Annotated in this window: 20 protein-coding genes; 6 read left to right on the top strand and 14 right to left on the bottom strand. The window is 73.0% G+C overall.

The genetic code is table 11. The features are described 5' to 3' along the window. Positions 1–51 precede the first annotated feature (51 nt). Positions 52–1,179 carry a CobW family GTP-binding protein gene (locus tag AAT21_RS27615; protein ID WP_046779636.1) on the bottom strand — a complete coding sequence of 376 codons (1,128 nt, stop codon included), beginning with the start codon at positions 1,177–1,179 and terminating at the stop codon, positions 52–54. 31 nt (positions 1,180–1,210) lie between these two features. Next, positions 1,211–2,386, bottom strand: coding sequence for a citrate synthase (locus AAT21_RS27620; RefSeq protein ID WP_200904470.1), 1,176 nt, complete (start codon positions 2,384–2,386; stop codon positions 1,211–1,213). Between the two features lie 65 nt (positions 2,387–2,451). On the opposite strand from AAT21_RS27620, the gene AAT21_RS27625 reads away from it, so the two are divergent. The 3 genes from AAT21_RS27625 (at position 2,452) to AAT21_RS27635 (ending at position 6,120) form a co-directional block, all read left to right on the top strand. Then, positions 2,452–3,687 (top strand): citrate synthase, encoded by a 1,236-nt coding sequence (locus AAT21_RS27625; protein WP_046779721.1) that lies wholly within the window; start codon positions 2,452–2,454, stop codon positions 3,685–3,687. A 133-nt stretch (positions 3,688–3,820) separates the two neighbouring features. Next, positions 3,821–5,422 (top strand): sensor histidine kinase, encoded by a 1,602-nt coding sequence (locus tag AAT21_RS27630; RefSeq protein ID WP_235439235.1) that lies wholly within the window; start codon positions 3,821–3,823, stop codon positions 5,420–5,422. Next, positions 5,419–6,120, top strand: coding sequence for a DUF7342 family protein (locus AAT21_RS27635; RefSeq protein WP_079025995.1), 702 nt, complete (start codon positions 5,419–5,421; stop codon positions 6,118–6,120). The genes AAT21_RS27630 and AAT21_RS27635 overlap by 4 nt, the downstream gene beginning before the upstream one ends. A gap of 67 nt (positions 6,121–6,187) precedes the next feature. Here AAT21_RS27635 and AAT21_RS27640 read toward each other — a convergent pair whose 3' ends face one another. From AAT21_RS27640 to AAT21_RS27650, 3 genes are all read right to left on the bottom strand, one after another. Beyond that, on the bottom strand, positions 6,188–7,780 hold the full coding sequence (locus AAT21_RS27640) for a solute symporter family protein (RefSeq protein WP_046779640.1): 1,593 nt from the start codon (positions 7,778–7,780) through the stop codon (positions 6,188–6,190). Continuing rightward, on the bottom strand, positions 7,777–8,262 hold the full coding sequence (locus tag AAT21_RS27645) for a DUF485 domain-containing protein (protein WP_046779641.1): 486 nt from the start codon (positions 8,260–8,262) through the stop codon (positions 7,777–7,779). The genes AAT21_RS27640 and AAT21_RS27645 overlap by 4 nt, the downstream gene beginning before the upstream one ends. A 176-nt stretch (positions 8,263–8,438) precedes the next feature. Further along, positions 8,439–10,559 (bottom strand): DNA gyrase/topoisomerase IV subunit B, encoded by a 2,121-nt coding sequence (locus AAT21_RS27650; protein ID WP_046779642.1) that lies wholly within the window; start codon positions 10,557–10,559, stop codon positions 8,439–8,441. Positions 10,560–11,006: 447 nt separating this feature from the next. On the opposite strand from AAT21_RS27650, the gene AAT21_RS27655 reads away from it, so the two are divergent. Further along, positions 11,007–11,240 carry a DUF7455 domain-containing protein gene (locus AAT21_RS27655; RefSeq protein ID WP_030028922.1) on the top strand — a complete coding sequence of 78 codons (234 nt, stop codon included), beginning with the start codon at positions 11,007–11,009 and terminating at the stop codon, positions 11,238–11,240. A 116-nt stretch (positions 11,241–11,356) separates the two neighbouring features. On the opposite strand, the gene AAT21_RS27660 is transcribed toward AAT21_RS27655, so the two are convergent. The 7 genes from AAT21_RS27660 to AAT21_RS27690 form a co-directional block, all read right to left on the bottom strand. After that, complete coding sequence (locus AAT21_RS27660) at positions 11,357–12,283, bottom strand: S1 family peptidase (protein ID WP_046779643.1); 927 nt, start codon at positions 12,281–12,283, stop codon at positions 11,357–11,359. A gap of 136 nt (positions 12,284–12,419) precedes the next feature. Continuing rightward, positions 12,420–14,003, bottom strand: coding sequence for an RNA polymerase sigma factor (locus tag AAT21_RS27665; RefSeq protein WP_268768207.1), 1,584 nt, complete (start codon positions 14,001–14,003; stop codon positions 12,420–12,422). Positions 14,004–14,394: 391 nt separating this feature from the next. After that, positions 14,395–15,336, bottom strand: a complete 942-nt coding sequence (locus AAT21_RS27670; protein ID WP_327152762.1) for a FadR/GntR family transcriptional regulator — start codon at positions 15,334–15,336, stop codon at positions 14,395–14,397. Between the two features lie 137 nt (positions 15,337–15,473). Further along, complete coding sequence (locus tag AAT21_RS27675) at positions 15,474–17,264, bottom strand: ATP-binding cassette domain-containing protein (RefSeq protein WP_046779646.1); 1,791 nt, start codon at positions 17,262–17,264, stop codon at positions 15,474–15,476. 224 nt (positions 17,265–17,488) lie between these two features. Then, on the bottom strand, positions 17,489–18,235 hold the full coding sequence (locus AAT21_RS27680) for an NUDIX hydrolase (protein ID WP_046779647.1): 747 nt from the start codon (positions 18,233–18,235) through the stop codon (positions 17,489–17,491). Between the two features lie 168 nt (positions 18,236–18,403). After that, complete coding sequence (locus AAT21_RS27685; protein ID WP_046779648.1) at positions 18,404–20,392, bottom strand: amylo-alpha-1,6-glucosidase; 1,989 nt, start codon at positions 20,390–20,392, stop codon at positions 18,404–18,406. Between the two features lie 209 nt (positions 20,393–20,601). Next, positions 20,602–21,867 (bottom strand): DUF4192 domain-containing protein, encoded by a 1,266-nt coding sequence (locus AAT21_RS27690; RefSeq protein WP_052758004.1) that lies wholly within the window; start codon positions 21,865–21,867, stop codon positions 20,602–20,604. Positions 21,868–21,989: 122 nt separating this feature from the next. Between AAT21_RS27690 and AAT21_RS27695 the strand changes: the two genes are divergently transcribed. Together AAT21_RS27695 and AAT21_RS27700 are read left to right on the top strand one after the other, a co-directional pair. Next, positions 21,990–24,149: a RecQ family ATP-dependent DNA helicase gene (locus AAT21_RS27695; RefSeq protein WP_046779649.1), complete on the top strand. Its 2,160-nt coding sequence runs from the start codon at positions 21,990–21,992 to the stop codon at positions 24,147–24,149. Between the two features lie 215 nt (positions 24,150–24,364). Then, complete coding sequence (locus AAT21_RS27700; protein ID WP_046779650.1) at positions 24,365–24,991, top strand: hypothetical protein; 627 nt, start codon at positions 24,365–24,367, stop codon at positions 24,989–24,991. Between the two features lie 252 nt (positions 24,992–25,243). Here the strand turns inward: AAT21_RS27700 and AAT21_RS27705 are convergent, their stop codons facing one another. Together AAT21_RS27705 and AAT21_RS27710 are read right to left on the bottom strand one after the other, a co-directional pair. Further along, positions 25,244–25,876 (bottom strand): hypothetical protein, encoded by a 633-nt coding sequence (locus tag AAT21_RS27705; RefSeq protein WP_046779651.1) that lies wholly within the window; start codon positions 25,874–25,876, stop codon positions 25,244–25,246. 59 nt (positions 25,877–25,935) lie between these two features. Next, the gene (locus tag AAT21_RS27710) at positions 25,936–26,646 is read right to left on the bottom strand and encodes a ribonuclease HII (RefSeq protein WP_046779652.1); all 711 of its coding nucleotides are present in this window, start codon (positions 26,644–26,646) and stop codon (positions 25,936–25,938) included. Positions 26,647–26,711: the final 65 nt, after the last annotated feature.

Consider the following 26,711-nt stretch of genomic DNA (forward strand, 5'->3'; position numbering starts at 1 on the left):
GTGCCGTAGCCGTCGTCGTGCGCCCGCCGGGGATGACGGGCCAGCCCTTGGCTAGACCCTGTCGTCAACCTCTGCGTCCGGGTCGGGCACCCCTTCGGCCTCGATCTCGACCTCTGCTTCAGCTTCGGGCGGGGCCGCGGGCCGGGGCCGGTCCACGTAGCGGAGCACGCCCCACATGCTCTCGGGGTTCGCGTCCTGCGGGGCTTCCTCTCGGCAGGCCTCCAACGCGCGCACCAGTCCCTCGCCGTCGGTGCCCGCGCCGATCAGGACCAGCTGCGTCAGGCGTGCTTCGCCCCGCCCCCAGGGCTGCGGGGCGAAGCGCAGGAAGCGGCCGACCGCCTGGACCTCGTAGCGCTCGTCGTGTCCGGGGACCCCGAACCACACGAAGCCCTTGATCCGGTAGAGCCCGGCCGGCCGCCGGTCGAGGAAGTCCATGAACCGGCGCGGGGAGAGGGCCTGCTCCGAGCGGAACTCCGTGCTCTCGTAGGCGGTGTGCGCGTGGGCACAGTGGTCGTGACCCTCGGCCTCCGCGAGGAGGTCCTCGAAGGACAGCTGTCCCCGGGTCTCGGTCCAGGGCCGGCGGTCGAAGAGCAGTTCCGGGTCGATACGGCCGTGGTCGGCGCCCACGACCGGGGTGCCCGGCCCACAGAGCGCGGCCAGTTCGGTCTCGATCCTGGCCTGTTCGCGCGCGTCGACCCGGTCGGTCTTGTTGAGCACCACCAGGTCCGCGACGGCGAGGTGGCGGTCGGTCTCCGGGTGCCGGGCCCTGGTCCCGTCGAACTCCGCCGCGTCCACGACCTGCACCATGCCGCCGTACCGGACGGCCGGGTTCTCGCTGGCCACCAGCATGCGGATCATTTCCTGGGGTTCGGCCAGGCCGCTCGCCTCGATGACGATCACGTCGATCCGGTGGACGGGCGCGGAGAGCTTCTCCAGGTAGGCGTCCAGCTCGCTGCCGTCGACGGCGCAGCACAGGCAGCCGCCCCCGAGGGAGACCATCGAGTCCCCGACCTGGCCGGCCACCGACATCGCGTCGATCTCGATGGATCCGAAGTCGTTGACGACGACCCCGATGCGGGTGCCGCCGCGGCTCGCCAGGAGATGGTTCAGCATTGTGGTCTTCCCGGATCCGAGGAATCCGGCGAGGACGACGACGGGGATGGGCTGCCTGCTGTTCACCCGGTCGATCGTAGTCAGGCCCGGCGCCCGGTCAGTCCAGCAGCGGCACCGGCTGCGGCGGGGTGGGTCCCGTGTACCGGGCGGCAGGCCGGATGATCTTCGAATCGGTGGCCTGCTCCAGGATGTTCGCGCTCCAGCCGACGACCCGGGCGGCACAGAAGGTCGGGGTGAACATCTCACGCGGCAGTCCGCACAGCTCCATGACCACGCCTGCGTAGAACTCCACGTTGGTGTGCAGTTCCCGGCCCGGCTTCAGCTCGGCGAGGATCTCCTCCACCTGGCGCTCGACCTCCACGGCGAAGTCCACGAGGGGGCCGCCGAAGCCGAGGGCGATGTCGCGCAGCATGCGCGAGCGGGGGTCCTCGGTGCGGTAGACGGGGTGCCCGAAGCCCATGATCCGGTCGCCGGCGAGGACCCGTTCACGGATCCACGGCCCGATCCGGTCCACGGTGCCGATCGCGTCGAGGGTGTCCAGGGCCCGGCTGGGGGCGCCTCCGTGCAGCGGGCCGGAGAGCGCGCCGATGGCCCCGGTCAGGCAGGCGGCGACGTCGGCGCCGGTGGAGGCGATCACGCGGGCGGTGAACGTCGACGCGTTGAAGCCGTGGTCGACGGTGGATATCAGGTACCGCTCGACCGCGCGGGCGCGGACCGGATCGGGCTCCTCGCCGGTCAGCATGTAGAGGTAGTTGGCGGCGTACGGGAGGTCCTCGCGAGGCTCGACCGGCTCCAGGCCCAGGCCCAGCCGGTGCAGGGCGGTCAGCAGAGTCGGCACCGCGGCGCAGGCGGCCAGGGCGTCCGCCGCGCGGCGCGCCGGGTCGAGGTCGTACACCGGACGGAAGCCGGCGGACGCGCCGAGCAGCGAGAGCGCGGTGCGCAGCCCGGCAAGCGGTCCGGAGAGCCGGCCGGCGCGGGCGATGCCCGGCAGGGCCTCGCGCACCTCGTCGGGCAGTCGGCGCAGCCCGGCGGTCTCGGCGGCGAAGGCGGCCCGCTCGGCGGCGTCCGCCGGGAGCGTGCCGCGGAACATCAGGTGCCACACGTCCTCGAAACTGCGGCCGGCGGCGAGCTCCACGGCCGAGTACTGGCGGTAGTGGTAGAAGCCCTCGCGGCCCCGGACGTCGCCCAGCTCGGTCTCGGTGACCACGACTCCCGCGAGGCCCCGCGGTCCTTCGATGGTGGTGTCGGTGGTGTTCATGCATCGACCATCCATGATGGATTCAATCCGTGTCAATGTTGATTGAATCAATGCATGCGTCCATCTGTAGGGTGTTCGGCATGAGTGACCAGACGGACGGCGGACGCAGGCTCAGCACGCAGGAGGCGGCGCGGGTGCTCGGCGTCAAGCCGGCGACGGTGTACGCCTATGTCAGCCGGGGCCAGCTGGCCAGCCGCCGCGATCCGGCCGGGCGGGGCAGCAGCTTCGACGCCGCCGAGGTGGAGGCGCTGGCCCGCCGCAGCCGGCGCGAGGCGGCGGCTCCCGCCGCCGGCGAGCTCTCCGTCCGCACGGCGCTCACCCTCATCGAACCCGACCGGTTCTACTTCCGGGGCGTCGATGCCGTGGCCCTGGCCTCGCGGTACCGCTACGAGGAGGTCGCCGAGTGGCTCTGGACGGGAACGCTCACCCCGGGGACCCGGTTCACCGCTCCCCCGGAGGTGCTGGAGGCGGCCCGCCGGGCGGTGGACGCCCTGCCGGCGCACAGCGGCCCGGTCGACCGTCTGCGGGTGGCGGTCGCCGCCGCCGCGGTCGCGGATCCGCTGCGCTTCGACCTGTCGGAGGAGGCCGTGCTCGGCTCCGCCCGCTGCCTGATCCCGACGCTGGCCGGCGCACTGCCCGCGGTGGGCGCCGGGTGGGCCGGTGACGGCCGGATCGCCCGGCAGCTGTGGTCCCGGCTGACCCCGCGGGAGCCGGACCCGGACGCCCTCGCCGTGCTGGACCTGGCGCTGGCGCTGCTGGTCGACCACGACCTGGCCGCCTCCACACTGGCCGTACGGGTGGCGGCGTCGGCGCGCGCGCATCCGTACGCGGCGGTGTCGGCCGGGCTCGGCGCCCTCGAAGGGCCGCTGCACGGCGCCGCCGGGCGGCTCGCGCACCGGATGCTGGTGGAGGTCCTCGAACAGGGCGGAGCCGCGCCGGTGATCGCCGAGTACCTGCGGGCCGGACGCCGGGTCCCGGGCCTGGGCCACCGCCTCTACCAGGGCCAGGACCCCCGGGCGGGGGCGTTGTTCGCCCGCCTGGAAGGGCTGGACCAGGCCGGTCCCGCTCTGGCCGCGGCCCGCGAGGTGGCCTCGGTGATGGCCCGTCAGGGCGGGCCGCACGCCAACGTGGACCTGGCGCTGGCGGTCCTGACGGTGTCGTGCGGCATGGCCGCCGAGGCCGGGGAGACGGTCTTCGCGGTGGCCCGCACGGCGGGCTGGATCGCCCACGCGCTGGAGGAGTACCAGGAACGCCCCCTGCGCATGCGGCCGAGCGGCCAGTACCACGGGCCCCGCCCGCCCCGGCCGATGCCCTGAACGACGTCCGCCGCCGTCCCACCGGTGGCGACCGGACCACGCGGGACGTGAGTGGCGTATCCGACAAGCGGGGCGCGAACGTTCCGCTCGGGCCGGGGCCGACCTACCGTTGCTGCCCATGCGGTTCCCCCACATGAGCGCTCGGCGCCTCGGGCTGCCCAGACGGGCGGTCTCGCAGATCCTCCTGACCCAGCTGGCCATCGCCGCCGGTGTCGTCGTCCTGGCCACGGGACTGTTCCTCGCGCCGCTCGGCGCCCAGCTCGACGACCAGGCCATGCGGCGCGCCCTGGCCATCGCACAGAGCGCCGCCGCCGACCCCGCGATCGCCGCCGGCCTCCTGGACTCCGAGGCATCGGCGGACGGCCCGGTGCAGGCCTCCGCCGAACGGATCCGCCGGGCGACCGGCGCCGAGTACGTGGTCGTCCTCGACCTGGACGGCATCCGCCGCTCGCACCCCAGCCCCGACCGGATCGGGCTGCCCGTCTCCACCGACCCCGGCGACGCCCTGGCCGGCCGCGAGGTCATGGAGATCGACGACGGCACCCTGGGACGCTCCGCACGCGGCAAGGTCCCGCTCCTCGCCGCCGACGGCGAGATCGTCGGCGCGGTCTCCGTCGGCATCGCCTACGACAGCGTCCGCGACCGCCTGCTCGGGGCCGTCCCGGGCCTGCTCGCCTACGCCGGCGGCGCCCTGGCCGCGGGCGCCCTCGCCGCCTACCTCCTCTCCCGCAGGATCCAGCGCCAGACCCGTGACCTGGCCTTCTCCGACATAGCCGGCCTGCTCGCCGAACGCGAGGCCATGCTGCACTCCATCCGCGAAGGCGTGATCGCCCTCGCCCCGGACGGCCGCGTCCGGCTGGTCAACGACGAGGCCGCCCGCCTGCTGGGCCTCGCCCCGGACTCCCCCGGCGCCTTCGCTGGCCGCCCGCTGGACGACGTCCTCACCGCCGGCCGCACCGCCGACGTGCTCTCCGGCCGCGTGTCGGGCCGGGACCTGCTCACCGTCCAGGGCCCCCGCGTCCTGGTCGCCAACCGCATGCCCACCGCGGACGGAGGCGCCGTCGCCACCCTGCGCGACCGCACCGAGCTGGAACACCTGAGCCGCGAACTCGACTCCACCCGTGGTCTGATCGACGCACTGCGCGCCCAGGACCACGAGCACGCCAACCGCCTCCACACCCTCCTCGGCCTGCTGGAGCTGGGCCTGCACGAGGAGGCGGTGGAATTCGTCACCGAAGTCGTCGGCGTGCACCGCACGACCGCGGAACAGGTCACCGAGAAGGTCCACGACCCGCTGCTCGCCGCCCTGCTCGTGGGCAAGGCGACGGTCGCCGCCGAACGCGGCATCCCCCTGCGGCTGGCGTCCGCCACCCTCCTTCCCGACCGCCTGGTCGACCCGGGCGGGCTCGTCACGATCGTCGGCAACCTGGTGGACAACGCCCTGGACGCCGCCGCCGGCGGAGCGGCGCCCTGGGTCGAGGTGGAACTGCGCGCGGAGGGCCGCACCGCCGTCCTGCGGGTGCGCGACAGCGGCCCCGGAGTCCCCGCCGGGCGCCGCGAGGAGATCTTCACCGAGGGCTGGTCGACCAAGCAGCCCAGGGCCCACCGCGAGCGCGGGCTGGGCCTCGCCCTCGTACGCCGCCTCGCGGAGCGGCAGGGCGGCAGCGCCCGGGCCGGTGAAGCAGCGGACGGAGGGGCGGAATTCTCCGTCGTACTCCCGGAGGCCCTGCGATGAACGAGACCCCGATCCACGTATTGGTCGTCGACGACGACATGCGTGTTGCCCTGATCAACGCGGCGTACGTGGCGAAGGTTCCCGGTTTCCGGGTGGTGGCGCAGGCCCATTCGGCTGCGGAGGCACTGGACTTCCTCTCCGTCCACCCCGTGGATCTGGTCCTCCTGGACCACTACCTCCCCGACGGCAGCGGCCTGGACCTGGTCCGCCGCCTGCGCCAGCGCGGCGACGGCACCGATGTGATCATGGTCACCGCCGCCCGGGACCTCGCCACCGTGCAGGCAGCCATGCGCCTCGGGGCCCTCCAGTACCTGGTCAAGCCGTTCACCTTCGCCGGGCTGCGTGCCCGGCTGGAGGCGTACGGCTCGCTGCGCCGCACCCTGGACACGGGCGGTGAGGCCGAACAGGCCGAGGTGGACCGGATCTTCGGCGCCCTCGCCGGTGCGAGCTCCGTGAACGAACTCCCCAAGGGCCACTCCCCCACCACGGCGGAGCTGGTCCGCCAGGTCCTGCGCTCCGCCGACGGCCCCCTGTCCACCCAGCAGATCGCCGACCGGGCGGGCATCAGCCGGCAGACCGCCCAGCGCTACCTGAAACTCCTCGAACGCTCCGGCCGCGTCTCGCTGGCCCTGCGTTACGGGGAGACCGGCCGCCCGGAGCACCGCTACACCTGGCTCCCGCCGCAGGGCCCGGCCTGACGCCTCCGGCCGGGCTCCGTCGACCGGGCCCCTCCGGTTGCCGCGCCTCCGCTCGGATGCCCGCGGCTCAGACCGCTCCGGCGCCCGTCAGCGAACGGACCTCCGTCTCCGCGTACTTGGCCTCGTCCGGTTCCTCGCCCGAGGTGACCGTGCCCAGCCAGCCGGCCAGGAAGCCCAGCGGGATCGAGACGATACCCGGGTTCTGCAACGGGAAGAGCTGGAAGTCCACAGCCGGGAACAGCGACTCCGGGCTGCCCGACACCACGGGCGAGACCACCACGAGCAGCACGGCCGGGACCAGGCCCCCGTACACCGACCAGACGGCTCCCCGCGTGGTGAATCCGCGCCAGAAGAGCGAGTACAGCAGCACCGGCAGGTTGGCCGAGGCGGCCACCGCGAAGGCCAGTCCCACCAGGAACGCCACGTTCAGGTCCTGGGCGAGCAGTCCGAGGGCGATGGCCACCGCCCCGATGCCGACGGCCGCGGCCCGGGCCACCGAGACCTCGCTGCGCTGCCTGGCGCGCCTGCGCTTGAGGGAGGCGTACAGGTCGTGTGCGACGGAGGCGGACGAGGCGAGGGTGATGCCGGCCACCACGGCCAGGATGGTGGCGAAGGCGATGGCGGCGACGAAGGCGAACAGCACGGCGCCACCGGTGGTTTCGGCGCCGCCGCCGAGGTAGGCCGCGAGCAAGGGCACGGCCGTGTTCCCCGACGCGTTGGAGGCCCGCACCTCGTCCGGACCGACCAGGGCCGCCGCTCCGAAGCCGAGCACGATGGTCATCAGGTAGAAGCCGCCGATCAGCGCGATCGCCCACACCACCGAGCGGCGGGCCGCGCGGGCGGTGGGCACGGTGTAGAAGCGCGACAGGATGTGCGGCAGTCCGGCGGTCCCCAGGACCAGCGCGAGACCGAGGCTGATGAAGTCGAAGCGAGCGGTCCAGTCCCCGCCGTACTTGAGGCCGGGACTCAGAAAGTCGAGCCCGTATCCGCTGCGTTCGGCGGCGGTGGTGAGCAGCCGGTCGAAGTCGCCGTGGAAGCGCAGCAGCACGAGCACGGTCAGGGTGATCGCACCGCCCATCAGCAGCACGGCCTTCACGATCTGGATCCACGTGGTGGCCCGCATGCCGCCGAAGGACACGTAGACCACCATCAGGGCGCCCACCCCGATCACGGTGAGGGTCCGGACCGCGGCGCTCGAGTTGCCCAGCAGCAGCCCGACCAGGCTGCCCGCTCCGACCATCTGCGCGACCAGGTAGAGCACCGAGACGACGACCGAGGAGGTACCGGCGGCGATCCGCACCGGGCGCTCGCTCATCCGGGCGGCGACCACGTCGGCGAGGGTGAAGCGCCCGCAGTTGCGGACCAGTTCGGCGACGAGGAACAGCACCACCAGCCAGGCCACGAGGAATCCCACCGAGTAGAGCAGGCCGTCATAGCCGAAAAGGGCGATCAGACCCGAGATGCCGAGGAATGAGGCGGCGGACATGTAGTCGCCCGCGATGGCGAAACCGTTCTCCATCGGCGAGAAGAGCCTCCCGCCGGCGTAGAACTCCTCGGCCGAGCCGTGCCGGTTGCGGCTGACCCAGGTGGTGATGCCCAGGGTCACCGCGATGAACAGGCTGAACAGCATCAGCGCCAGGGTCTGGTGCTCGGAGGTCACCGGCCCGCCCTCCTCGCCCGGTTGCGGTCCTGGCCGCGCTCCTGCTCGAAGACCGTCCAGCGCAGGTCCAGCGCGGCCCGGTCCCGGCGCAGCCGGGCGTGCCGGGCGTAGGCCCAGGTGAGCAGAAAGGTGCTGAGGAACTGGCCGAGCCCCGCCAGCATGGCCACGTTGACCGCGCCCAGGACGGGCCGGGCCATCAGGCCGGGCGCTGCCGTCGCGGCGACGACGTAGGCGACGTACCAGAGGAGGAACCCGGCGGTCGCGGGGACGACGAACCGGCGATATCGGCTGCGGACCTCCTGGAAGGCGGCACTGCGCTGCACTTCCAGGTAGATGTCGGATGCGCCGGGTGCCTGAGGGCCGGCAGCGGCCGGACGCGGCGGGGACGGCTCCTCGCCCTCGCCCCAGCCGACGGCCAGCGCGTCGTACCAGGGGTCGTCCAGCCGGATCGTTCCGGCATCACGACCTTCGTGCTTGTCCACCGAACTCTCCTTGTCCGCTGCCGCATTGGCCGCGTGCCCACAAGGATGTGCGGAATGGACGGTTTCCGGACTGGTGTACCGGCGCTCTTCACTCCAACAGGTGATGGGGCGAAGGGCACCGGTATGCCGTGGCGCCCGCCCGTGTCAGGCGTCGCGGGCCACCGGTGCCCTTCGGCTCAGGCGTCGATGCGCGAGCGGTCCAGCGTCGCCGCGGAGCTCGTGATGAACTCCTTGCGCGGCGCCACCTCATTGCCCATGAGCAGGTCGAAGACCTGCTCGGCCGAGTCCAGGTCGCCGATGTTGATCCGGCGCAGCGTACGGAAGCGGGGGTCCATGGTGGTCTCCGCCAGCTGGTCCGCGTCCATCTCGCCGAGGCCCTTGTAGCGCTGGATCGAGTCCTTGTACCGGATGTTCTTGCGCTGGTACTCCAGAAGGGTCTGGCGCAGCTCGTTGTCCGAATACGTGTAGACGTACTTGTCCTGGCCCTTCTTCGGCTGGACCAGCTCGATCCGGTGCAGCGGGGGCACGGCCGCGAAGACCCGGCCGGCCTCGACCATCGGCCGCATGTACCGCTGGAAGAGCGTGAGCAGCAGGCAGCGGATGTGCGCGCCGTCCACGTCGGCGTCGACGAGCAGCACGATCTTGCCGTAGCGGGCCGCGTCGATGTCGAAGGTCCGGCCCGAGCCGGCCCCTATGACCTGGATGATCGCCCCGCACTCGGCGTTCTTGAGCATGTCCGAGACGGAGGACTTCTGGACGTTGAGGATCTTGCCTCGGATCGGCAGGAGCGCCTGGAATTCGGAGTTCCGGGCGAGCTTCGCGGTGCCGAGCGCGGAGTCGCCCTCGACGATGAAGAGCTCGCTGCGGTCCACGTCGTCGCTGCGGCAGTCGGCGAGCTTGGCCGGGAGCGAGGAGGTCTCCAGCGCGGTCTTGCGGCGCTGCGCCTCCTTGTGCTGGCGGGCCGCGATCCGGGTCCGGGCGGCCGCGACGATCTTCTCCATGACGGCGCGGGCCTGCTGCTTGTCGTCGCGCTTCGTCGAGGTCAGGAAGGCCTTGAGCTCCTTGGCGACCACGGCGGCGACGACCCGGGTGGCGGCGGAGGTGCCGAGCACCTCCTTGGTCTGGCCCTCGAACTGCGGCTCGGCGAGGCGGACGGTGACGACGGCCGTCATGCCCTCCATCGCGTCGTCCTTGACCACGTCGTCCTCGGCGACGCGCAGCAGCTTGGCCGAGCGCAGCACCTCGTTGACGGTCTTGGTCACGGAGCGTTCGAAGCCGGTGACGTGGGTGCCGCCCTTGGGGGTGGCGATGATGTTCACGAAGGACTTGAGGTTGGTCTCGTAGCCCGTGCCCCAGCGCAGCGCGATGTCCACTCCGAGCTCGCGGGTGACCTCGGTGGGGGTCATGTGGCCGCGGTCGTCGAGGACCGGGACGGTCTCCTTGAACGTGCCCGATCCTGTCAGCCGCAGCACGTCGCAGGCGGCCTTGTCCTGGGCGAGGTACTCGCAGAACTCGCTGATGCCGCCGTCGAAGCGGAAGGTCTCCTCGGTCTTGCCGGCCCCGTCGATGGCCCGCTCGTCGCGGACGACCAGGGTCAGGCCGGGGACGAGGAAGGCGGTCTGGCGGGCGCGCTGGTAGAGCGTCTCCAGGCTGAGGCGGGCATCCTTGAGGAAGATCTGGCGGTCGGCCCAGTACCGGACCCGGGTGCCGGTCTTGCCCTTGGCGATGCGCTTGACCTTGCGCAGGCCGTTCGCCGGGTCGAAGGGGCTGTCGGGGCCCTGCTCGGTGAAGAGGCCGGGGACACCGCGGCGGAAGCTGATGGCGTGGGTGGAGCTGCCCCGGTCGACCTCGACGTCCAGACGGGCGGAGAGGGCGTTGACCACCGAGGCGCCGACGCCGTGCAGGCCGCCGGAGGCCGCGTAGGAGCCGCCGCCGAACTTTCCGCCGGCGTGCAGCTTGGTCATGACGACCTCGACGCCGGACAGGCCGGTCTTGGGCTCGACGTCCACGGGGATGCCGCGGCCGTTGTCCCTGACCTCGACCGAGGAGTCCTCGTGGAGGATCACTTCGATGTGGTCGCAGTACCCGCCCAGGGCCTCGTCGACGGAATTGTCGATGATCTCCCACAGGCAGTGCATGAGGCCCCGGCTGTCGGTCGAGCCGATATACATGCCGGGGCGCTTGCGGACGGCCTCAAGCCCTTCGAGGACGAGCAGGTGCCGCGCGGTGTAGTTGGAACCGTCCCGGTCTGCTCCGGACAGCAGCGCGCTGGAAGGCACGGACGTGTCGGCGGTCACGCAGTTCGCTCCTCGCTGAATTTCTTTTCTGGCCCGGTCGGGCGCAGGGGTGGCTCGGGTGCCCGTCGAAGGGTACCGAGGCCAGGTAGAGCCGATGCAACGCCACCCTCGCCCTTTCCTCAGCCTAGTCCAGATCCGCACGGATGTTCGATCCCCCGGGCGGGTGAAGGAAACATCACGTTCCCTTCCGCGCATGAACCATTTAGGGTTCGGGCACGTCCTCATGAACAACCTGGCACTCACGCCGGGGAGGATGGAACTGCAACAAGCGCACGAGTGACAACGCGAAACCGTAAAGCAACGCAATACGGCTCCTTCGCCGCCAACCGGCAACAGCCGGCCAGCTTCGGAAGGAAGTTTCGAGGAAAAGCCGCGAGCGGGAACGTTTTCGGCCTGGTTGGATGTTGACCCTGGTACGACAGCTCGTCGAGCTAGAGAAGAGGCGACGTGACTACTGTTCTGACACCCGCGACCCCGCTGACGGCCGCTGACCGATGCGACCGTTGCGGCGCCCAGGCATATCTGCGCGTCGTCCTGCTGAGCGGCGGTGAACTGCTCTTCTGCGCCCACCACGGGCGCAAGTTCGAGCCGGAACTCAAGAAGATCGCCGCGGAAATACAGGATGAGACCGAGCGGCTCACGTCCGCTCCGGCTGCCCACGCCGAACCCGAGGACCGCTGACACACAGGCCGAACCTCGCATCCGACGAGCCAGGACCGGCCAGGCCGGTCGACGGGCGGCACCCCTGAGACCCAGGGGTGCCGCCCGTCCTCACGTCCGCCGCCGGTCGCTCCTAGCTAGTCGGCACGATGCCCCTGCACGGACCCTGCCCGGGCTCCGGAGGTCCTCCCGGGTGCCCACGCGGCGTCCTGGACGCCGCGCGGCTGCGCGGCCCTCTCCGGGGCCGTCACGAAGCCGGCCAGCGGTGCGATACGCGTGTACACGCCCGGGCTGTCGGCGCGGCCGCACCCCCGGCCCCACGAGACCAGCCCGATGAGCCTCCCCTGCGCCACCAGCGGTCCGCCGCTGTCGCCCTGGCAGGCGTCCTTGCCGCCCCCGCCGTCCCCCGCGCACACCATGGATTCGGCCCGGTACTGTCCGTCCGCGTCGCCGGGGTAGGCACGCCCGCAGATCTCGTCCGCCAGCACGGTCACGCGCGCCGCACGCAGGGCGTACGCATAGTCACCGAAGCCGCTGGTGTCGCCCCAGCCGTAGACGTCCGCCGCGGTGCCGGCCTCGTACGCGGGGTGCCCCGCCTCCGCCATGGGGAGCACGTGGTCCGCCGGTACGGCCTCCGCCAGCTCCAGCACGGCCAGGTCCCCGGCGTTGCTCTGCGGGTCGTAGTCAGGGTTCACCCGCGCACCCCGCACCGCGATCTCCCGGCCGTCGGCCGCCCGGAGCTCCGTACGGCCGGCGATCACCCGGAAATCGGACACTGATTCGACCGGGCCGCCGAGCACCTGCCGGCCCAGGCAGTGCGCCGCGGTGACCACCTTGGTCGGCGCGACGACGACACCCCCGCAGAACTGCCCGTCCCGCGTACCCCCGAACCGGTCACGGCTGGCCAGGGCCACGACCCAGGGGCTGTCGGCCACCTTCACCGGCTTCCCGCCGATCACCACGCTGTCCGCGGCCGCCTGGGGCATCTGGGCGAGCGGCGCCGCGGCCGCTCCCGCCGCCAGGGTCAGCGCGCCCGCCAGGACACGGGCAAAGGGACGACGCATGAGGCCTCCTGACTCCGAGTGTGCATGACTCCACCCAGAGTGGGATGCCACGTGGCCGAGCGCACCCGCGCGGCCACCGCCGCGGCTGCCGACGCCAGGCCTCGGCGCCTTCGCAGCCGAGGCCCGCCGGGCCTGCTCAGTCCAGGTAGTCGCGCAGCACCTGGGAGCGGGAGGGGTGGCGCAGCTTCGACATCGTCTTCGACTCGATCTGACGGATCCGCTCACGCGTGACCCCGTAGACCTTGCCGATCTCGTCGAGGGTCTTGGGCTGGCCGTCCGTGAGACCGAAGCGCATCGAGACCACGCCGGCCTCGCGCTCGCTCAGGGTGTCGAGCACCGAGTGGAGCTGCTCCTGCAGGAGCGTGAAGCTCACGGCGTCGGCCGGGACGACGGCCTCGGAGTCCTCGATGAGGTCACCGAACTCGCTGTCGCCGTCCTCGCCCAGCGGCGTGTGCAGGGAGATCGGCTCGCGGCCGTACTTCTGGACCTCGATGACCTTCTCGGGGGTCATGTCGAGTTCCTTGGCCAGCTCCTCCGGGGTGGGCTCGCGGCCCAGGTCCTGGAGCATCTGGCGCTGCACGCGGGCGAGCTTGTTGATGACCTCGACCATGTGGACGGGGATGCGGATGGTGCGGGCCTGGTCGGCCATGGCGCGGGTGATCGCCTGGCGGATCCACCACGTCGCGTAGGTCGAGAACTTGTAGCCCTTGGTGTAGTCGAACTTCTCGACCGCGCGGATGAGGCCCAGGTTGCCCTCCTGGATCAGGTCCAGGAAGAGCATGCCGCGGCCGGTGTAGCGCTTGGCGAGGGAGACCACGAGGCGGAGGTTGGCCTCCAGCAGGTGGTTCTTCGCGCGGCGGCCGTCCTCGGCGATGATCTCCAGCTCGCGCTTGAGCTTGGGTGCCAGCTTGTCGGAGTTCGCCAGCTTGTCCTCGGCGAACAGGCCCGCCTCGATCCGCTTGGCGAGCTCGACCTCCTGCTCGGCGTTGAGGAGGGGGACCTTGCCGATCTGCTTGAGGTAGTCCTTGACCGGGTCGGCGGTGGCACCGGCTACCACGACCTGCTGGGCCGGGGCGTCGTCCTCGTCGTCCGAGATGACGAAGCCCTTGTTCTCCCCGCCCTCTTCGTCTTCTTCGCCCTCGGCCTTGACCGCGTCGGGCCCCTCGTCCGTGTTCTCGTCCTCGCCGGCCTCGTCAGCGTCCTTCTTGGCCGCGGTCTTCTTCGCCGCCGTCTTCTTCGCTGCGGCCTTCTTGGCGGGCGCGGCCTTCTTCGCGGCCGTCTTCTTCGCCGCCGCCTTCTTGGCAACGGGCTCCGCCGCGGCCTCCTCGACGAGGTCGTCCGGCGTCTGCGGGTCCACCGACCCGGCCGCCGGGACCGCGGGGGCCGCGGGCTGCGCCGCCGTCGTCCTGGCCGCCGTCTTCCTGACGGGCTCGGTGGCCGTCCGCTTGGCCGGGCTCTTCGCTGCGACGCTCTTGCGGGTGGTGCGCTTGGGCGACTCCGCGGCACTGACCATCAGCGTCACACCCTCTTCCTCGAGGATCTGGTTGAGGCTGCGCAGAACATTCTTCCACTGGGTCGCAGGAATCTGGTCAGCCTCGAAGGCCCGACGCACGTCATCGCCGGCGATCTGCCCCTCGGCCTTGCCCCGCTCGATGAGCGCCATCACAGACTCGGAATCGGCGATCTCCGGCGGGAGCGTACGGGATGTGCTGGCCGACACGAACAACCTCTCGGAACGATGGGAACGGCTTCCGACCCCGGGCCTGGTGGTGCTGGACCGGAGCCGACGACCACCGACCGGGGATGGGCCGGCGGCGCGGGCAGGGGCCGGGGAGCTGCACAGCACCCCCAAGGGCTGCTGTCTTCCCTCCGTCGGCCATCACCTCTTAAGTCATCGCGCGACCTCGCGGAGCGTTACGCCCAATCTTCGTGGCCCGAGTCACACCCCGTATGCGCGAGCGCCGGTCATACGGTCGCACCCTCGCGGTCGCGGAGGGGCCGCGGCTGCTCCGGAGGAAGATCCGGAGGGAGATCCGGAGGGGGCCCGCACGCCGGTGTCGCCGGGCCCGGCCGGGCCCGGCGACGTGTCGTACACCCCCGCGCGCCCGCCGTCAGTGCTCGCGCGGGGCGGGAACCACGCGCTCGACCTCCGGATGAACCGTCAGAAGCTGGCGCATCGCGTTCTCGGCGCCCGTCGCGTCACCGGCGGCGAGGGCCTCGACCATCCGTGCGTGGTGCGCGACGCAGGTCTCGCTCGGGCGGTCGCAGGAGGTCATCGGGCTGCCGGAGACCTGGAGGGCGGCCGAGACGATGCCGGAGAGGTGCTCCAGCATGCGGTTGCCGGCGACCTGGATGAGGAGTGCGTGGAACTCGTTGTCGGCGCGCGCGAAGGTGATCGAGTCCCCCTGGCCGAGGGCGTGTCCCATGATCTCGACCATGTCGGCCAGGCGCTGCTGGACGTCCGGGCGGCCGTGGCCGGCGGCGAGGCGGGCGGCAAGCGGTTCGATCGTCCAGCGGAGCTCGCCGAGCTCGCGGCGCTGGTCGTCGCGCTGGGGCCCGAAGGCGCGCCACTCGATGATGTCGGGGTCGAGCAGGTTCCAGTCGGCGACGGGGCGGACCCGGGTGCCCACGTTGGGGCGGGCGCTGACGAGGCCCTTGGCCTCCAGGACCCGCAGCGATTCGCGGACGACCGTGCGGGAGACCTCGAAGCGCTGGCCGATCTCCTCGGGGACCAGCGGGCGGTCGGCACCGAGATCGCCGGAGACGATCATCTGGCCGAGCTGCTGCACGAGCTGGCCGTGCAGCCCACGGCCGCGGCTGCCTGCCGCGCGGCGGCCGACCCGGCTCAACTCGACGTCGGCGCCGTCCCAGTGGGGTGGTCCGACGCGGTCGGGCCCGGGGGCCTCCGCGTAGGGGTAGCGGTCGAGTTCGCCCGCGCCGGCGAGGCCGGAGTCGGCATGGCGGGCGGCGGGCATCATGGTGTGCGCAAGGGGACTCACGAATCCTTTGTCGGTCGTGCCTCCATGACCCTTGAGGTCTTTGGTGAAAAGCACACGAAAGGGTGATCGGTGCCACCTACGCAATTGACGACTTATCGTAAAGAACCGGGCCTATTGCGGGGAGTTACGGTCCGCTTGCCGCGACATGGACGACAACGGTCCCGTTGGTGACCGCTCCGGCGCCGGAACGATCACCAACGGACCCTGCTGCGCAGTCCGGTGAACCCATAGGCGCACAACAGGACCATCAGCGACAGCAGCAGAGCGGTCGCGACGGGTTGGGTCATCACCCGGAGGGCCCCCACCAGCAGCCGGTCCGCCTCCGGCGGCCACTGCACCCAGGACAGGCCCCGCAGCCTGGACGCCAGTCCGGTCACCGGGTACGCGGATGAGCCCTCCAGTGCCTCGCGCACCAGCGGAACCACTCCCACGGGCACGGCGAGCACCGCCGCCAGTCCCGCGGTGGCCGACCGGAAGACGCCGGAGGCCAGTACGCCGGCCCAGGCGCAGCCGATCAGCAGGCCGGCCCAACTCGCCGCCGGGGAGAGCCATTCCACCGGGGCCCGCAGGGGGCCGCTGTCGAAGACGAGAGCCAGGGCGGCGGCGTCGGCGGCGACCACCGCGGCGCCCAGCAACAGGGCGAGGGCGGCGCACACGCCGAGCTTCGCGGTGAGCAGCCCCAGCCGGCGGGGCACGGTGCCCCGGTCGGCGGCGAGGGCGGGGTAGCGGTACTCCTCGCCGAAGGCCAGCGCGCCGAGCAGTCCCGCGCCCAGGGCGGCGGGGGGCAGCGGCAGCAGCTCGGGCCACGCCGCGAGCAGCCTGGCCTGCGGGGTCTGCCCGGCCCGGGCGAGCACCAGGGCGGTGAGGACGGAGACCACGAGCACGAGGGCGGCGGTGAGGGCGGGGGTGGCGGTACCGAACACACGGAGCAGCTCGTAGCGCAGGGGCCGCAGTGGCCCGCCCACGCGCCGCACGGCCGAGACCGGGCCCTCGGAGCGGGCGCGCCGGGAACGGCCGCCGGAGTCCTCGGAGGCCTCGGCACGCTCCGGCGCGGCGCCGGTCCCGGTGGCGGCCGCGGCCCTGGCGTGCGGGACCGGCGAGGCCGGCCCGCCGGCGTCGCCCGTCTCGTCGGCCAGCTGATGGACCAGCACGCCGTGGCGGAACGCGGCCTCGCCCACCTCGGCGCAGTTGCTCCCGTACACCGACAGGCGGCTGCCGCTCTCCTCGACGATCTCCACCGCGCGCTGGGCGGCGCGGGCTTCCCTGCCCAGTACGTCGGCCAGCCGGGCTGCGTGCGGGGTCCGCACGGCGACCCTGGGCCTCAGCCGGGTGCGCGCGAACTCCCCGGCCTCCTGGTCGGCCACGAGGCGGCCCGCCTCGATGCTGACGACGCGGTCGGCGCTGCGGGCCGCCTCCTTGGCGTCGGCGGTGGTGAAGAGCACGGCACCGCCGAGGGAGGCGTGGCCGCGCAGCAGCCCGTACAGCCAGCCGCGTTCCCGGGGGGAGAGGCCCGCGGCGGGCTCGTCGAGGAGCAGGGTGCAGGGGTCGCCGAGCAGTGCCGAGGCGAGGGCGACCCTGCGCTCCATGCCGAGCGACAGTGAGCCGAGGCGCTCGTCGCGCAGGCCCGCGATACCGACGACCTCGAGCATGGTGTCGGCCCGGGAGGCGGGCACCCCGGCGGCGGCGCAGAGCATCCGCAGCTGGTTGCGGACGGACCGCGCCGGGTTGCCGGGGACGTCTCCGAGCACCACTCCGACCTCACGGCCGGGGTGCGGGATCCGGTGCAGCGGGCGGCCGCGGAAGTAGGTGACGCCGCGGCCCGGTTCGAGTTCGAGCATGAGCCGCAGGGCGGTCGTCTTGCCCGATCCCGGCTCGCCGAGCAGGGCGGTCACATGCCCCGGGCGGGCCTCGAAGGTGAGGTCGTCCACAAGGGGCGGGGCGTCGGAACGTGGTTTGCTGGTGAGTCCGATGGCCTGGAGCATCGCTTCTCTCGCGGGGGGTGAGACCGCTCAGCGGCAGAGTGAGTACCCCAAGCAAGATAACGCGATATGTCCGATTTTCGGCGCAACCGGTCCGGTGGGATGCCGATCGTTCCGTCGGGTTCACCCCCAACCGGGAGCCCGCCCCCGGCCAGAGGTCCGCCTTCAGGCAGGGGCCGGATTCGGTCATCGGCCGGTGCGGGACCGGCGGCGCGTGCGCCGCGGCGTCAGACCTCCGGGCGCAGCATCGGCGGGTTGAGCAGGGTCGCCCCGCCGGCCCGGAACAGCTGGGCCGGGCGCCCGCCCTGACGGGTCGTCGTTCCGCCGGCCGGCACCAGGAAGCCGGGGGTGCCGGTGACCTTGCGGTGGAAGTTGCGCGGATCCAGGGCCACCCCCCACACGGCCTCGTACACCCTGCGCAGTTCCCCGACGGTGAACTCGGGCGGGCAGAAGGCCGTGGCCAGGGAGGAGTACTCGATCTTCGAGCGGGCCCGCTCCACACCGTCGGCGAGGATCTGCGCGTGGTCGAAGGCGAGCCCTGCGGAGCCTTCGTCGCCGAGGGCCAGCAGCTCGTCGACGGGGGCCCAGCGCGCGCTGTTGGCGTCGCCGCCGGCCCGGGGTGCCGGAAGGTCCGGAGCCAGCACCAGATGCGCCACGCTGACGACCCGCATGCGCGGGTCCCGCTTCGGGTCACCGTAGGTGGCCAGCTGTTCGAGGTGCGCTCCGTTGCCCGCGCCCGGCATGGCGGGGTCGTGCGCGCACAGGCCGGTTTCCTCGGAGAGCTCCCGGGCGGCGGCGGCCGCGAGATCCTCCTCGTCGCGGACGAATCCACCGGGCAGCGCCCAGCGCCCCTGGAACGGCTGCTCACCCCGCCGGACGACCAACGCGCAGAGCGCGTGGCGCCGCACGGTGAGCACGACCAGGTCGACGGTGACTGCGAAGGGCGGATAGGCCGACGGGTCGTAGGGCGACATGCCGCGATCATAGTCGTCTGCCTGACGATAAACAGCGCTTTGGTGACCTTGAAGACAATGGCCCGCAGGCCGATGGATGCGCCGGGTCGGCGCGGCCCGCGATGTGCGCGGTCCGCGAGCCCCGGCCGGAACGCCACAGCTTGCACGAAGCCCGGCCACGGCGCCCGCCTACCCACCCAGTTGGAGCGCATCCGCGGCCTCCTCCACCATGCCGAGGCCGAGTCGGCTGACCCGGACGGAGAAGGGCTCCCCCGCCACCCGCAGACCCGCGAGCCGGATCGCGCCGAGGGGGGCGCCGGGCAGCGGTACGAGGGCGACGGTGCTGGCTGGGGCGTCGGGGCGGATTCCGGCGAGGGCGGTCAGTGCATGGATCCCCGCCGCCGCGGCCACGGCGGCGGGGCGGCAGGCCGCCGGGTGCGGGACGGGAACGCTGCCGGCGGTGCGCTGTTCGGCGGCGAACATCTCCGGCAGCCGGTACCCGAAGGCTTCCGCCGCGTCCAGGAGGCCCCGGAGCAGGCCTGCCGCCTCCTTCTCGAAGCCCGCCGCGGCCAGGCCGGACACGGCGACGGCGCTCTCGTACGCACGCACCGCACCCGAGCGGTGGCCGAAGGGGTTGTGTCCGGGCTCCTTGAGGGCCATGCTCCGCAGTCCCCATCCGCAGTCCATGGCGGGGGCACCGAACAGCCGGGCCAGTTGCTCGGTCCGGGGCCGGTCGAGGAGCCCGGGGGCGAGCCGGCCGCCGCCGATGAGCCCGGTGTCGAGCAGGTGGCAGGCGGCCCCGGTCAGTCGCGGCAGCGGCCGCCCGTCGGGGTGCAGGGCGGCAGCCGGACGGCCGCCGTCCGGGCCGTCGATCCAGAACCTCTCCCGGAATCGCTCGCGCAGCGCGGCCGCCCGCTCCCGCCACTCCTCGGCACCGGGTCGTCCGCATCCGGCGAGGAGGTCCGCGCCGAGCACTGCGGCCCGGTGGGCGTGGGCCTGGGTCTCACAGCGCCGGGGGCCGGGGTCGGGATCGGCCAGGAAGCCGTCCTCGCCGAAGGCGCCGCGCAGCCAGTCGAGGCACCGTTCAGCCGTCGGCAGCAGTCGGGCGACCTCCTCCTGCGCCATGCCCCAGAGGCGGGCTTCGGCGAGCACCGCCGGAAAGGCGAGGGTCGCCTCGGTGCCGGTGCAGGCCGGCGGCAGCTGGGGGCCCGCTCCGCGCAGGGGCCCCGGGATCCTTCCGCCGTCGGCCTCGCGTCCCTCGGCCTGTGTCCGGGCGAGGATGCGCAGGGTGGCGGCGGCGAGCCCGGTCCCCAGCGGCAGGGCCATACGGGCGGCCCAGAGCGACTCCGCCGGTGCCAGCCCGAGCCGCCAGGGCACCCCGGCCACCGCGAAGACGTCGCCGGGCTGCTCCGGGTCCCGCGAGAGCAGCGCGCCCAGGTCCTCGACGCTCGCGCGGAACCATGCCTCGGTCCTCGGGTCGTCCCCTTCGGCCCGGGCGTCGGCCAGCGGGTTCGCCACTTGGCCGACAGGAGCCCGCACCACCCGGTCCTGTGCGGTCCGCAGCTCGATCGTGCGGGATTCGCCCGGGCCCAGTTCGAGTTGCCAGCGCAGCAGCCCGGCCGAGGCCACTGCGTCGTCGGGCGCGGGCTCCGCCGTGGTGACGGCCTGTGCTCCGCCCGCGCTCCAGCGCAGGCCGGCGGCGTGCACTCCGGCGGGCAGCTCCGGCCCGGAGCGGCCGGCGGCCACCGCGGCCAGCTCCGCCAGGTCGGTGCCGAGCAGCACCTCCACGGGGAGGCGTACCGGCCGGGGCGAGAAGCTGCGCAGGGTGATCCGTTCGGTGCCGTCGGCGTGGCGGACCCGTTCCACGCCGATGTCCGGGTCGGGGCCGGGCTCGGCGCCGGTGCGCACGGTCGCGGTGAAGGCGGCACGGTCCGCTCCGAGGCTGCGCCCCTGGAGGGCAACCGGTTCCCGGCCTCCGACACGCAGCACACAGCGGGAAAGGAGCCGGCGCCCGGAGCGGTAGAACCCGTCGATCCCCCGCCCGGTCAGCTGGCCGTGCTCCGGCGAGATGACCAGACAGGGAGCGGCGACGCAGACGACGGCGCCGTGCACGGGCGGCAGCTCGGGCCTGCGGGCCGCGGGCACGCCGGCTGGGCGGGGAGGTGCGGGGTGAGACATGTGTCGCCTTGTCTGCGCTCCGGTGGGTTCAGCTGGGCGGTGGCGCCGCCGGGGCGGCACCTCCCCCCAGCTGAACGCCCCCGCCCCCGCCCGGGTCACGGGCCGTGGCTCCGGCCGGGTGTCCTGGGGACCGTGCCCGTTGCGCGAGGCCGGGCTCGGCGCGCCGCGGAGCACCCGCGCGGGTCGGCCGTACAGCGGCCGGCGCGCGCTCACTGCCCACTCCCCGCAGTGCGGCGGGATCCGCGGCCGGGTGCCGTCCGGCCCCGTCGGCCGGGCGGCCTGGTGACGGCGGCGGACCGGCTGCGCCTGGGCTCCCGGCGGCGCCGCTCCTCCCTCAGGCACTGCCGCAGTCCTTCGGGGTCGATCCCCTCGTTGCAGGCGTGGTGGAGCAGTTGGGCGAAGCGGTATTCGGCGTCGGCCCGCAGGGCCAGGCCGAGGGCGATCCGGGCGGTCGGTTCGTCGCCGGTGGACCAGGAGACCCAGCCGGCCAGGGTGAGGGGGGCCGCAGCGTGCTCACCGTAGGCGCCGACGCAGCGGCGGGCCAGGGCCCGCCACAGGCGCAGGGCCGGGGCCGCCTCCTCCCCCTCCATCCATTCGGCCGCGATGTCCCGGACCTCGCGGTCCTGGAGGCCGAGGATCAGTGAGGCGGCCTCGTCGTGGCCGAGCAGCGCGTCGTCCCAGTCGTCGCCCCGGGTGCCGCCCTCGACGGGCGGCGCGAGGGTCATGCGCCGCATCAGGTCCTGTGCCAGCGTGATGGTCTCGGCTCCGACCTCCTCCCGGGTGGCCCCGTGCAGGATCCTCGGCATCAGGGCGGCAGCGGCCCGGTCCAGAGCCCGCTCCGTCTCCTCGGCCAGGGCCCCGCGCAGGGGCGCCAGCCTGCCTTCGATCTCTTCGAGGGAGCCTCGGATGCGGAGCCCGGCGAAGGTGGCGGCGGCTGCCATCACCGAGGTGCCGACCGGGGCGAGCGGACTGCCCTCGGCGGGGCAGCACCGTTCGTCGGGGCAGACGTAGGACCAGAAGCGGCCCGCTGACAGGCACAGAGCTTCCAGCACCGGCACGTCCAGGGCGCCGCAGGCCAGCCTGATCCGCTGTGCGAACGGCCGCAGCCGCGTCATCACGCCCTGGCCGTCCTCCTCCCCGCGCGGCTCCTGGCAGAGGTAGACGACGATGCCGTCGGGCTTGCCCCCGCGTCGTTCGCTGCCCCGGACGAGGCAGTCCGCGACCTGTCGTGCGGTGTCCTCCCACTCGGCGGGAGCGGTGGGGATGCCGACACGGAGCCGGCCGCCGAAACGCCCGCCCTCGCCGTGCACGGCGACCATGACAAGGGAGTCGGACGGGTGGAAGCCGAGCATGTAGGGCAGCGCGTCGGCCAGTTCGGCCGGGCTGCGCAGGGTGATCTGAGGTTCGTCGGTGGTTCCGGACGGGCTGATGAAGGACCGGTCGGACGGGCGGCGGGATTCGCTGTTGTTCGTCATGCCCCGAAGGTCCCGTGCGTGATCAGATCCCGAAAGCCCTGTGGATAAGTGTTGACGCTTCAACTTCCACAGCGCGCGAGCAGCATTGGCGCAATGTCGGAGGCATCGGGTTGCATGGGGGCATGAACGCAGACCTGAGGTCCTCGGCCGACTCCGTACTCGCCCGTCTCGTGGGGGACCCCACGGGTACCGCCCGGCTGCGCGAGGACCAGTGGCTCGCGATCGAGGCCCTCGTCGCGCACAAGCGACGGGCCCTCGTGGTCCAGCGCACGGGCTGGGGCAAGTCCGCCGTGTACTTCGTCGCGACGTCGCTGCTGCGGGCGGCGGGTGCCGGACCGACCGTGATCGTCTCGCCGCTCCTCGCGCTGATGCGCAATCAGGTCGAGGCGGCGGCCCGGGCCGGGATCCGCGCCCACACCATCAACTCCGCCAATCCCGAAGAGTGGGAAGGGATCCAGGCCGAGGTCGCGGCGGGGGAGGTCGACGTCCTGCTGGTGAGCCCGGAGCGGCTGAACAACCCGGACTTCCGCGACCAGGTACTCCCCAAGCTCTCGGCGGCCACCGGCCTGCTCGTGGTGGACGAGGCGCACTGCATCTCCGACTGGGGGCACGACTTCCGCCCCGACTACCGCCGGCTGCGCACCATGCTGGCGGACCTCCCGCCGGGCGTCCCGGTCCTCGCGACGACCGCCACGGCCAACGCCCGCGTGACCGCCGACGTCGCCGAGCAGCTGGGCACCGGCGCCGGCACGGACGCGCTGGTGCTGCGCGGCCCGCTGGACCGCGAGAGCCTCAGCCTGGCGGTCCTGACCCTGCCCGACGCGGCGCACCGGCTGGCCTGGCTCGCGGACCACCTCGGAGAGCTGCCCGGATCGGGGATCATCTACACGCTGACGGTGGCGGCGGCCGAAGAGGTCACCGCGTACCTGCGCCACCGTGGGCACACCGTGTCCTCGTACACCGGCAAAACGGAGAACGCGGACCGCCAGCAGGCCGAGGACGACCTGCAGGCGAACCGGGTCAAGGCGCTGGTGGCGACCTCCGCCCTCGGGATGGGCTTCGACAAGCCCGACCTGGGCTTCGTCGTCCACCTGGGGTCGCCCTCCTCGCCGATCGCCTACTACCAGCAGGTCGGCCGTGCGGGCCGTGGTGTGGAGCACGCGGAGGTCCTGCTGCTGCCCGGCCGGGAGGACGAGGCGATCTGGCAGTACTTCGCGTCGGTCGCCTTCCCGCCCGAGGAGCAGGTGCGCCGCACCCTCGACGTCCTCGCCCAGGCGGGGCGTCCGCTGTCGCTGCCCGCCCTGGAGCCGCTGGTCGATCTGCGCCGCACGCGCCTGGAGACCATGCTCAAGGTCCTCGATGTCGACGGCGCCGTGCACCGCGTCAAGGGCGGCTGGACCTCGACGGGTGAGCCGTGGGTGTACGACGCCGAGCGCTACGCCTGGGTGGCCCGCCAGCGGGCCGCCGAGCAGCAGGCCATGCGCGACTACGCGGCGGCCACGGGTTGCCGGATGGAGTTCCTGCGCCGGCAGCTCGACGACGAGGAGGCCGCTCCCTGCGGCCGCTGCGACAACTGCGCGGGGGCACGGTTCGCCGCCGAGGTGTCCACCACGGCTCTGGACACTGCGCGTGGTGAGCTCGGTCGCCCCGGTGTGGAGTTGGAGCCGCGCAAGATGTGGCCGACCGGGCTCGCCGCGGTCGGTGTGGACCTCAAGGGGCGTATCCCCGCCGGGGAACAGGCCTCGACGGGCCGGGCCCTGGGCCGTCTGTCCGACATCGGCTGGGGCAACCGGCTGCGCCCGATGCTCGCCCCACACGCTCCCGACCAAGCGGTTCCGGACGATGTCGCGCAGGCCGTGGTCGCGGTGCTCGCCGACTGGGCCCGGGGCCCGGGCGGTTGGGCCTCCGGAGCCCCGGACGCGCCGGAACGTCCGGTGGGCGTGGTCGCGCTGCCGTCGCGCAGCCGCCCCCAGTTGGTCGGTTCGCTGGCCGCACGGATCGCCGAGGTGGGGCGGATGCCCCTGCTGGGTACGGTCGCCTACACCGATCAGGTACCCGAGTTCGGGCTCGCGTCGTCCAACAGCGCCCAACGGGTCCGAGGTCTCCACCACGCCCTGGCCGTCCCGCAGGAGCTGGCTGCGGCGCTGGAGCGGACTCCCGGGCCGGTACTGCTCGTGGACGACCGCGCGGAGAGCGGATGGACACTCGCCGTGGCCGCCCGGCTCCTGCGACGTGCAGGCGCAAAGGAGGTGTTCCCGCTGGTGCTGGCGCTCCAGGGGTGACCTGATGCGTCGTTCTCGGCGTGGCGGGGCAAGGATATGAACGGCATACCGGCGAATTCCGGTCGGCGTCATCAATTGCTCGTTGCCGCATGCTCGGAACCCACGCGAGAATTGGAGTGCTCCCGCTCGGCTCCTCGGCACCCTCCTGGGCCGCGCTGCGGCGCGCCCTGACTCCAGCCGTGCCCGTCCGCGGGCGTGTACCCGAAGGGAGGAACGTGACCTTCGGATTCACGCCGCCTTCGACTTCGTCTCTGGCAACTGCCACCGGCGCGAGCCGGCACGGCAGACTGCTGGAACCGTCCGAGTGGATGTCGGCGGGCATTCCCCTGCTGCGCAATCCGCGCGAGGTCGTCAGCGGGCTGCACTCCCGGCACAGCCCGGTTCCCTCGACCGCGGTGATCGCCGTCCTCGGCCCGGAGGAACAGCTGGTGGCGAGCGCTTCCTTCGTGCAGCCCTCCGCGTCGGCCGACGGCTGGGAGTACCGCAATGCCCTGCTGTCCCGGCTGCGCCGGGTCCTCCCGCACGACCTGCGGCGACGGACGCCGGTACGGACGGCCGTCCTGCTCTACTGCCGCGAGGGCGACGAGCGGTGGACCCCGGAGGACGGGGCGTGGATGTGGGGGCTGCGGGACGCCTGCACGCTGCACGGGCTGCGCTGCGGCGCGTACATCACGCTGACCCGTGACGGCTGGCAGGTGCTGGGCGAAGGCCGGGGCGGCCGGCGGCCCAGCTCGGACTCGCGCCCGCAGCGGCTCGGCGACACGGTGGCCAAATTCGCCCCTCTCGCCCTGCACACCGGTGGCGGCTCGGCCGAGGCCCTGCGCCGGACCGCCGCGCGGTGAATCCGTAGCGACACGCGGCCCCACGCGGCCTGCGGCCTCGTTCGCGTTGGCACAGCCTGCTCGCGGGCAGGCCTCACGGCCGTACACCCGGGACCGGGCGTACGGCGGATCAGGCGACCGGCATCCGCACGGGCGCAAGCACGGGCCTCGACTCAGGCCGCGGCTCGCGCCTCGGCCCGGATCGCTGACCGGGCTTCAGCGGGGCCGGCTCCACACCTGCCCCGCCCCTCGCCCGTGCCGGGGTACAGGGCGTCAGACGCCCGCACCCAGCACGGAGTTGATCTGCGTCGGGTCACCGCACACGATCAGCAGCGCACCCGCCCGGGTGAGCGCGACCGGGAGGGAGCCCGCGACGGACTCGGCCGAACCGCCGTTGGCCGCGAAGACCACGACGGGACGGCCGGCGGCACGCTCGACCTGCGCCGCGTCCGCGTAGAAGACGTCGTCCCCGGCGTCGTGCAGGGCCCAGTACGCGGCCTCGCCGAAGGACAGCTCGTGGGCGGCCCACGGGTGCGGGTCGCCGGTGGTGAGCACCAGGATGTCGCCGGGCGCTCGCCCGGTGTCGAGCAGCAGGTCCACGGCCTCCTCGGCCGCGTCCAGCGCACCCTCGGCGGACGCCGGGATCAGCTGGACCTGCGGCACCGCCGCGGAGACGGACGGTGCGGTGGGGACTGCGGGAACGGGTCCGGGGGTGGCCTGCGCCGCACGCTGCGCGGGGGGTGCGGGCCGGGCAGGACCGGGGCGGCCGGGCCGCGGAACGGCGGCGGGACGCGGACCAGGTACGGGGCGGGGGGTCTGCGCGGTGCGGCTCGCGGCCGGCGTGACGCGGGGACCCTGGGCACTCTCGTGAATCTGAGGCTCCTCGATGGCGGGGGTGAGAGGCATGAGTTGATGTCTATCAAACACCGGTACGAAACGTACCGGTCGGCGGCACATGGGTGCGATCAGAAATCGAAGCCGAGTTGGCCTCCGTTTTCCAGCTCCATCGACTCCTCGCTGCGGCGCACCTTCTTCAGGTGGCGCCACCTGGGCAGCGCGTCCAGGTACGACCACGACAGCCGGTGGTAGGGGGTGGGCCCCCGCTCCTCCAGGGCCGCCCGGTGCACGGGCGAGGGGTATCCGGCGTTGGCGGCGAAGGCGAAGTCCTCGATTCCACCGCCCTGTTCGCCGAGTTCGGCCATCATGCGGTCGCGACGGACCTTGGCGATGACCGAAGCCGCGGCGACGGCGATGCAGGACTGGTCGCCCTTGATCACCGTACGAACCCGCCAGGGCGGGCCGAGATAGTCGTGCTTGCCGTCGAGTATCACCGCGTCGGGCCGCACCGGCAGGGCCTCCAGCGCGCGCTCCGCCGCAAGCCTCAGCGCGGCCGTCATCCCCAGTTCGTCGATCTCCTCGGGCGTGGAGTGCCCGAGCGCGTACGCGGTGACCCAGTCCTCCAGGACATCGAGCAGGGTGTCGCGTCGCTTGGGGGTGAGCAGTTTGGAGTCGGTGAGACCGGCGGGCGGCCGGCGCAGGCCCGTGATCGCCGCGCACACGGTCACGGGACCGGCCCAGGCCCCTCGTCCGACTTCGTCGACCCCGGCGACGATCTTGGCGCCGGTGGTTGCACGGAGGGAGCGCTCGACGGTGTGGGTGGGTGCTTCGTACGGCATGGCGCCAGCAAGGTTACGCCGCCCCGAGCCCACTGCACACCCCCGCCCCACCCCTACCGGCACGG

Source organism: Streptomyces yangpuensis (assembly GCF_001005295.1).
Lineage (GTDB): Bacteria > Actinomycetota > Actinomycetes > Streptomycetales > Streptomycetaceae > Streptomyces > Streptomyces yangpuensis.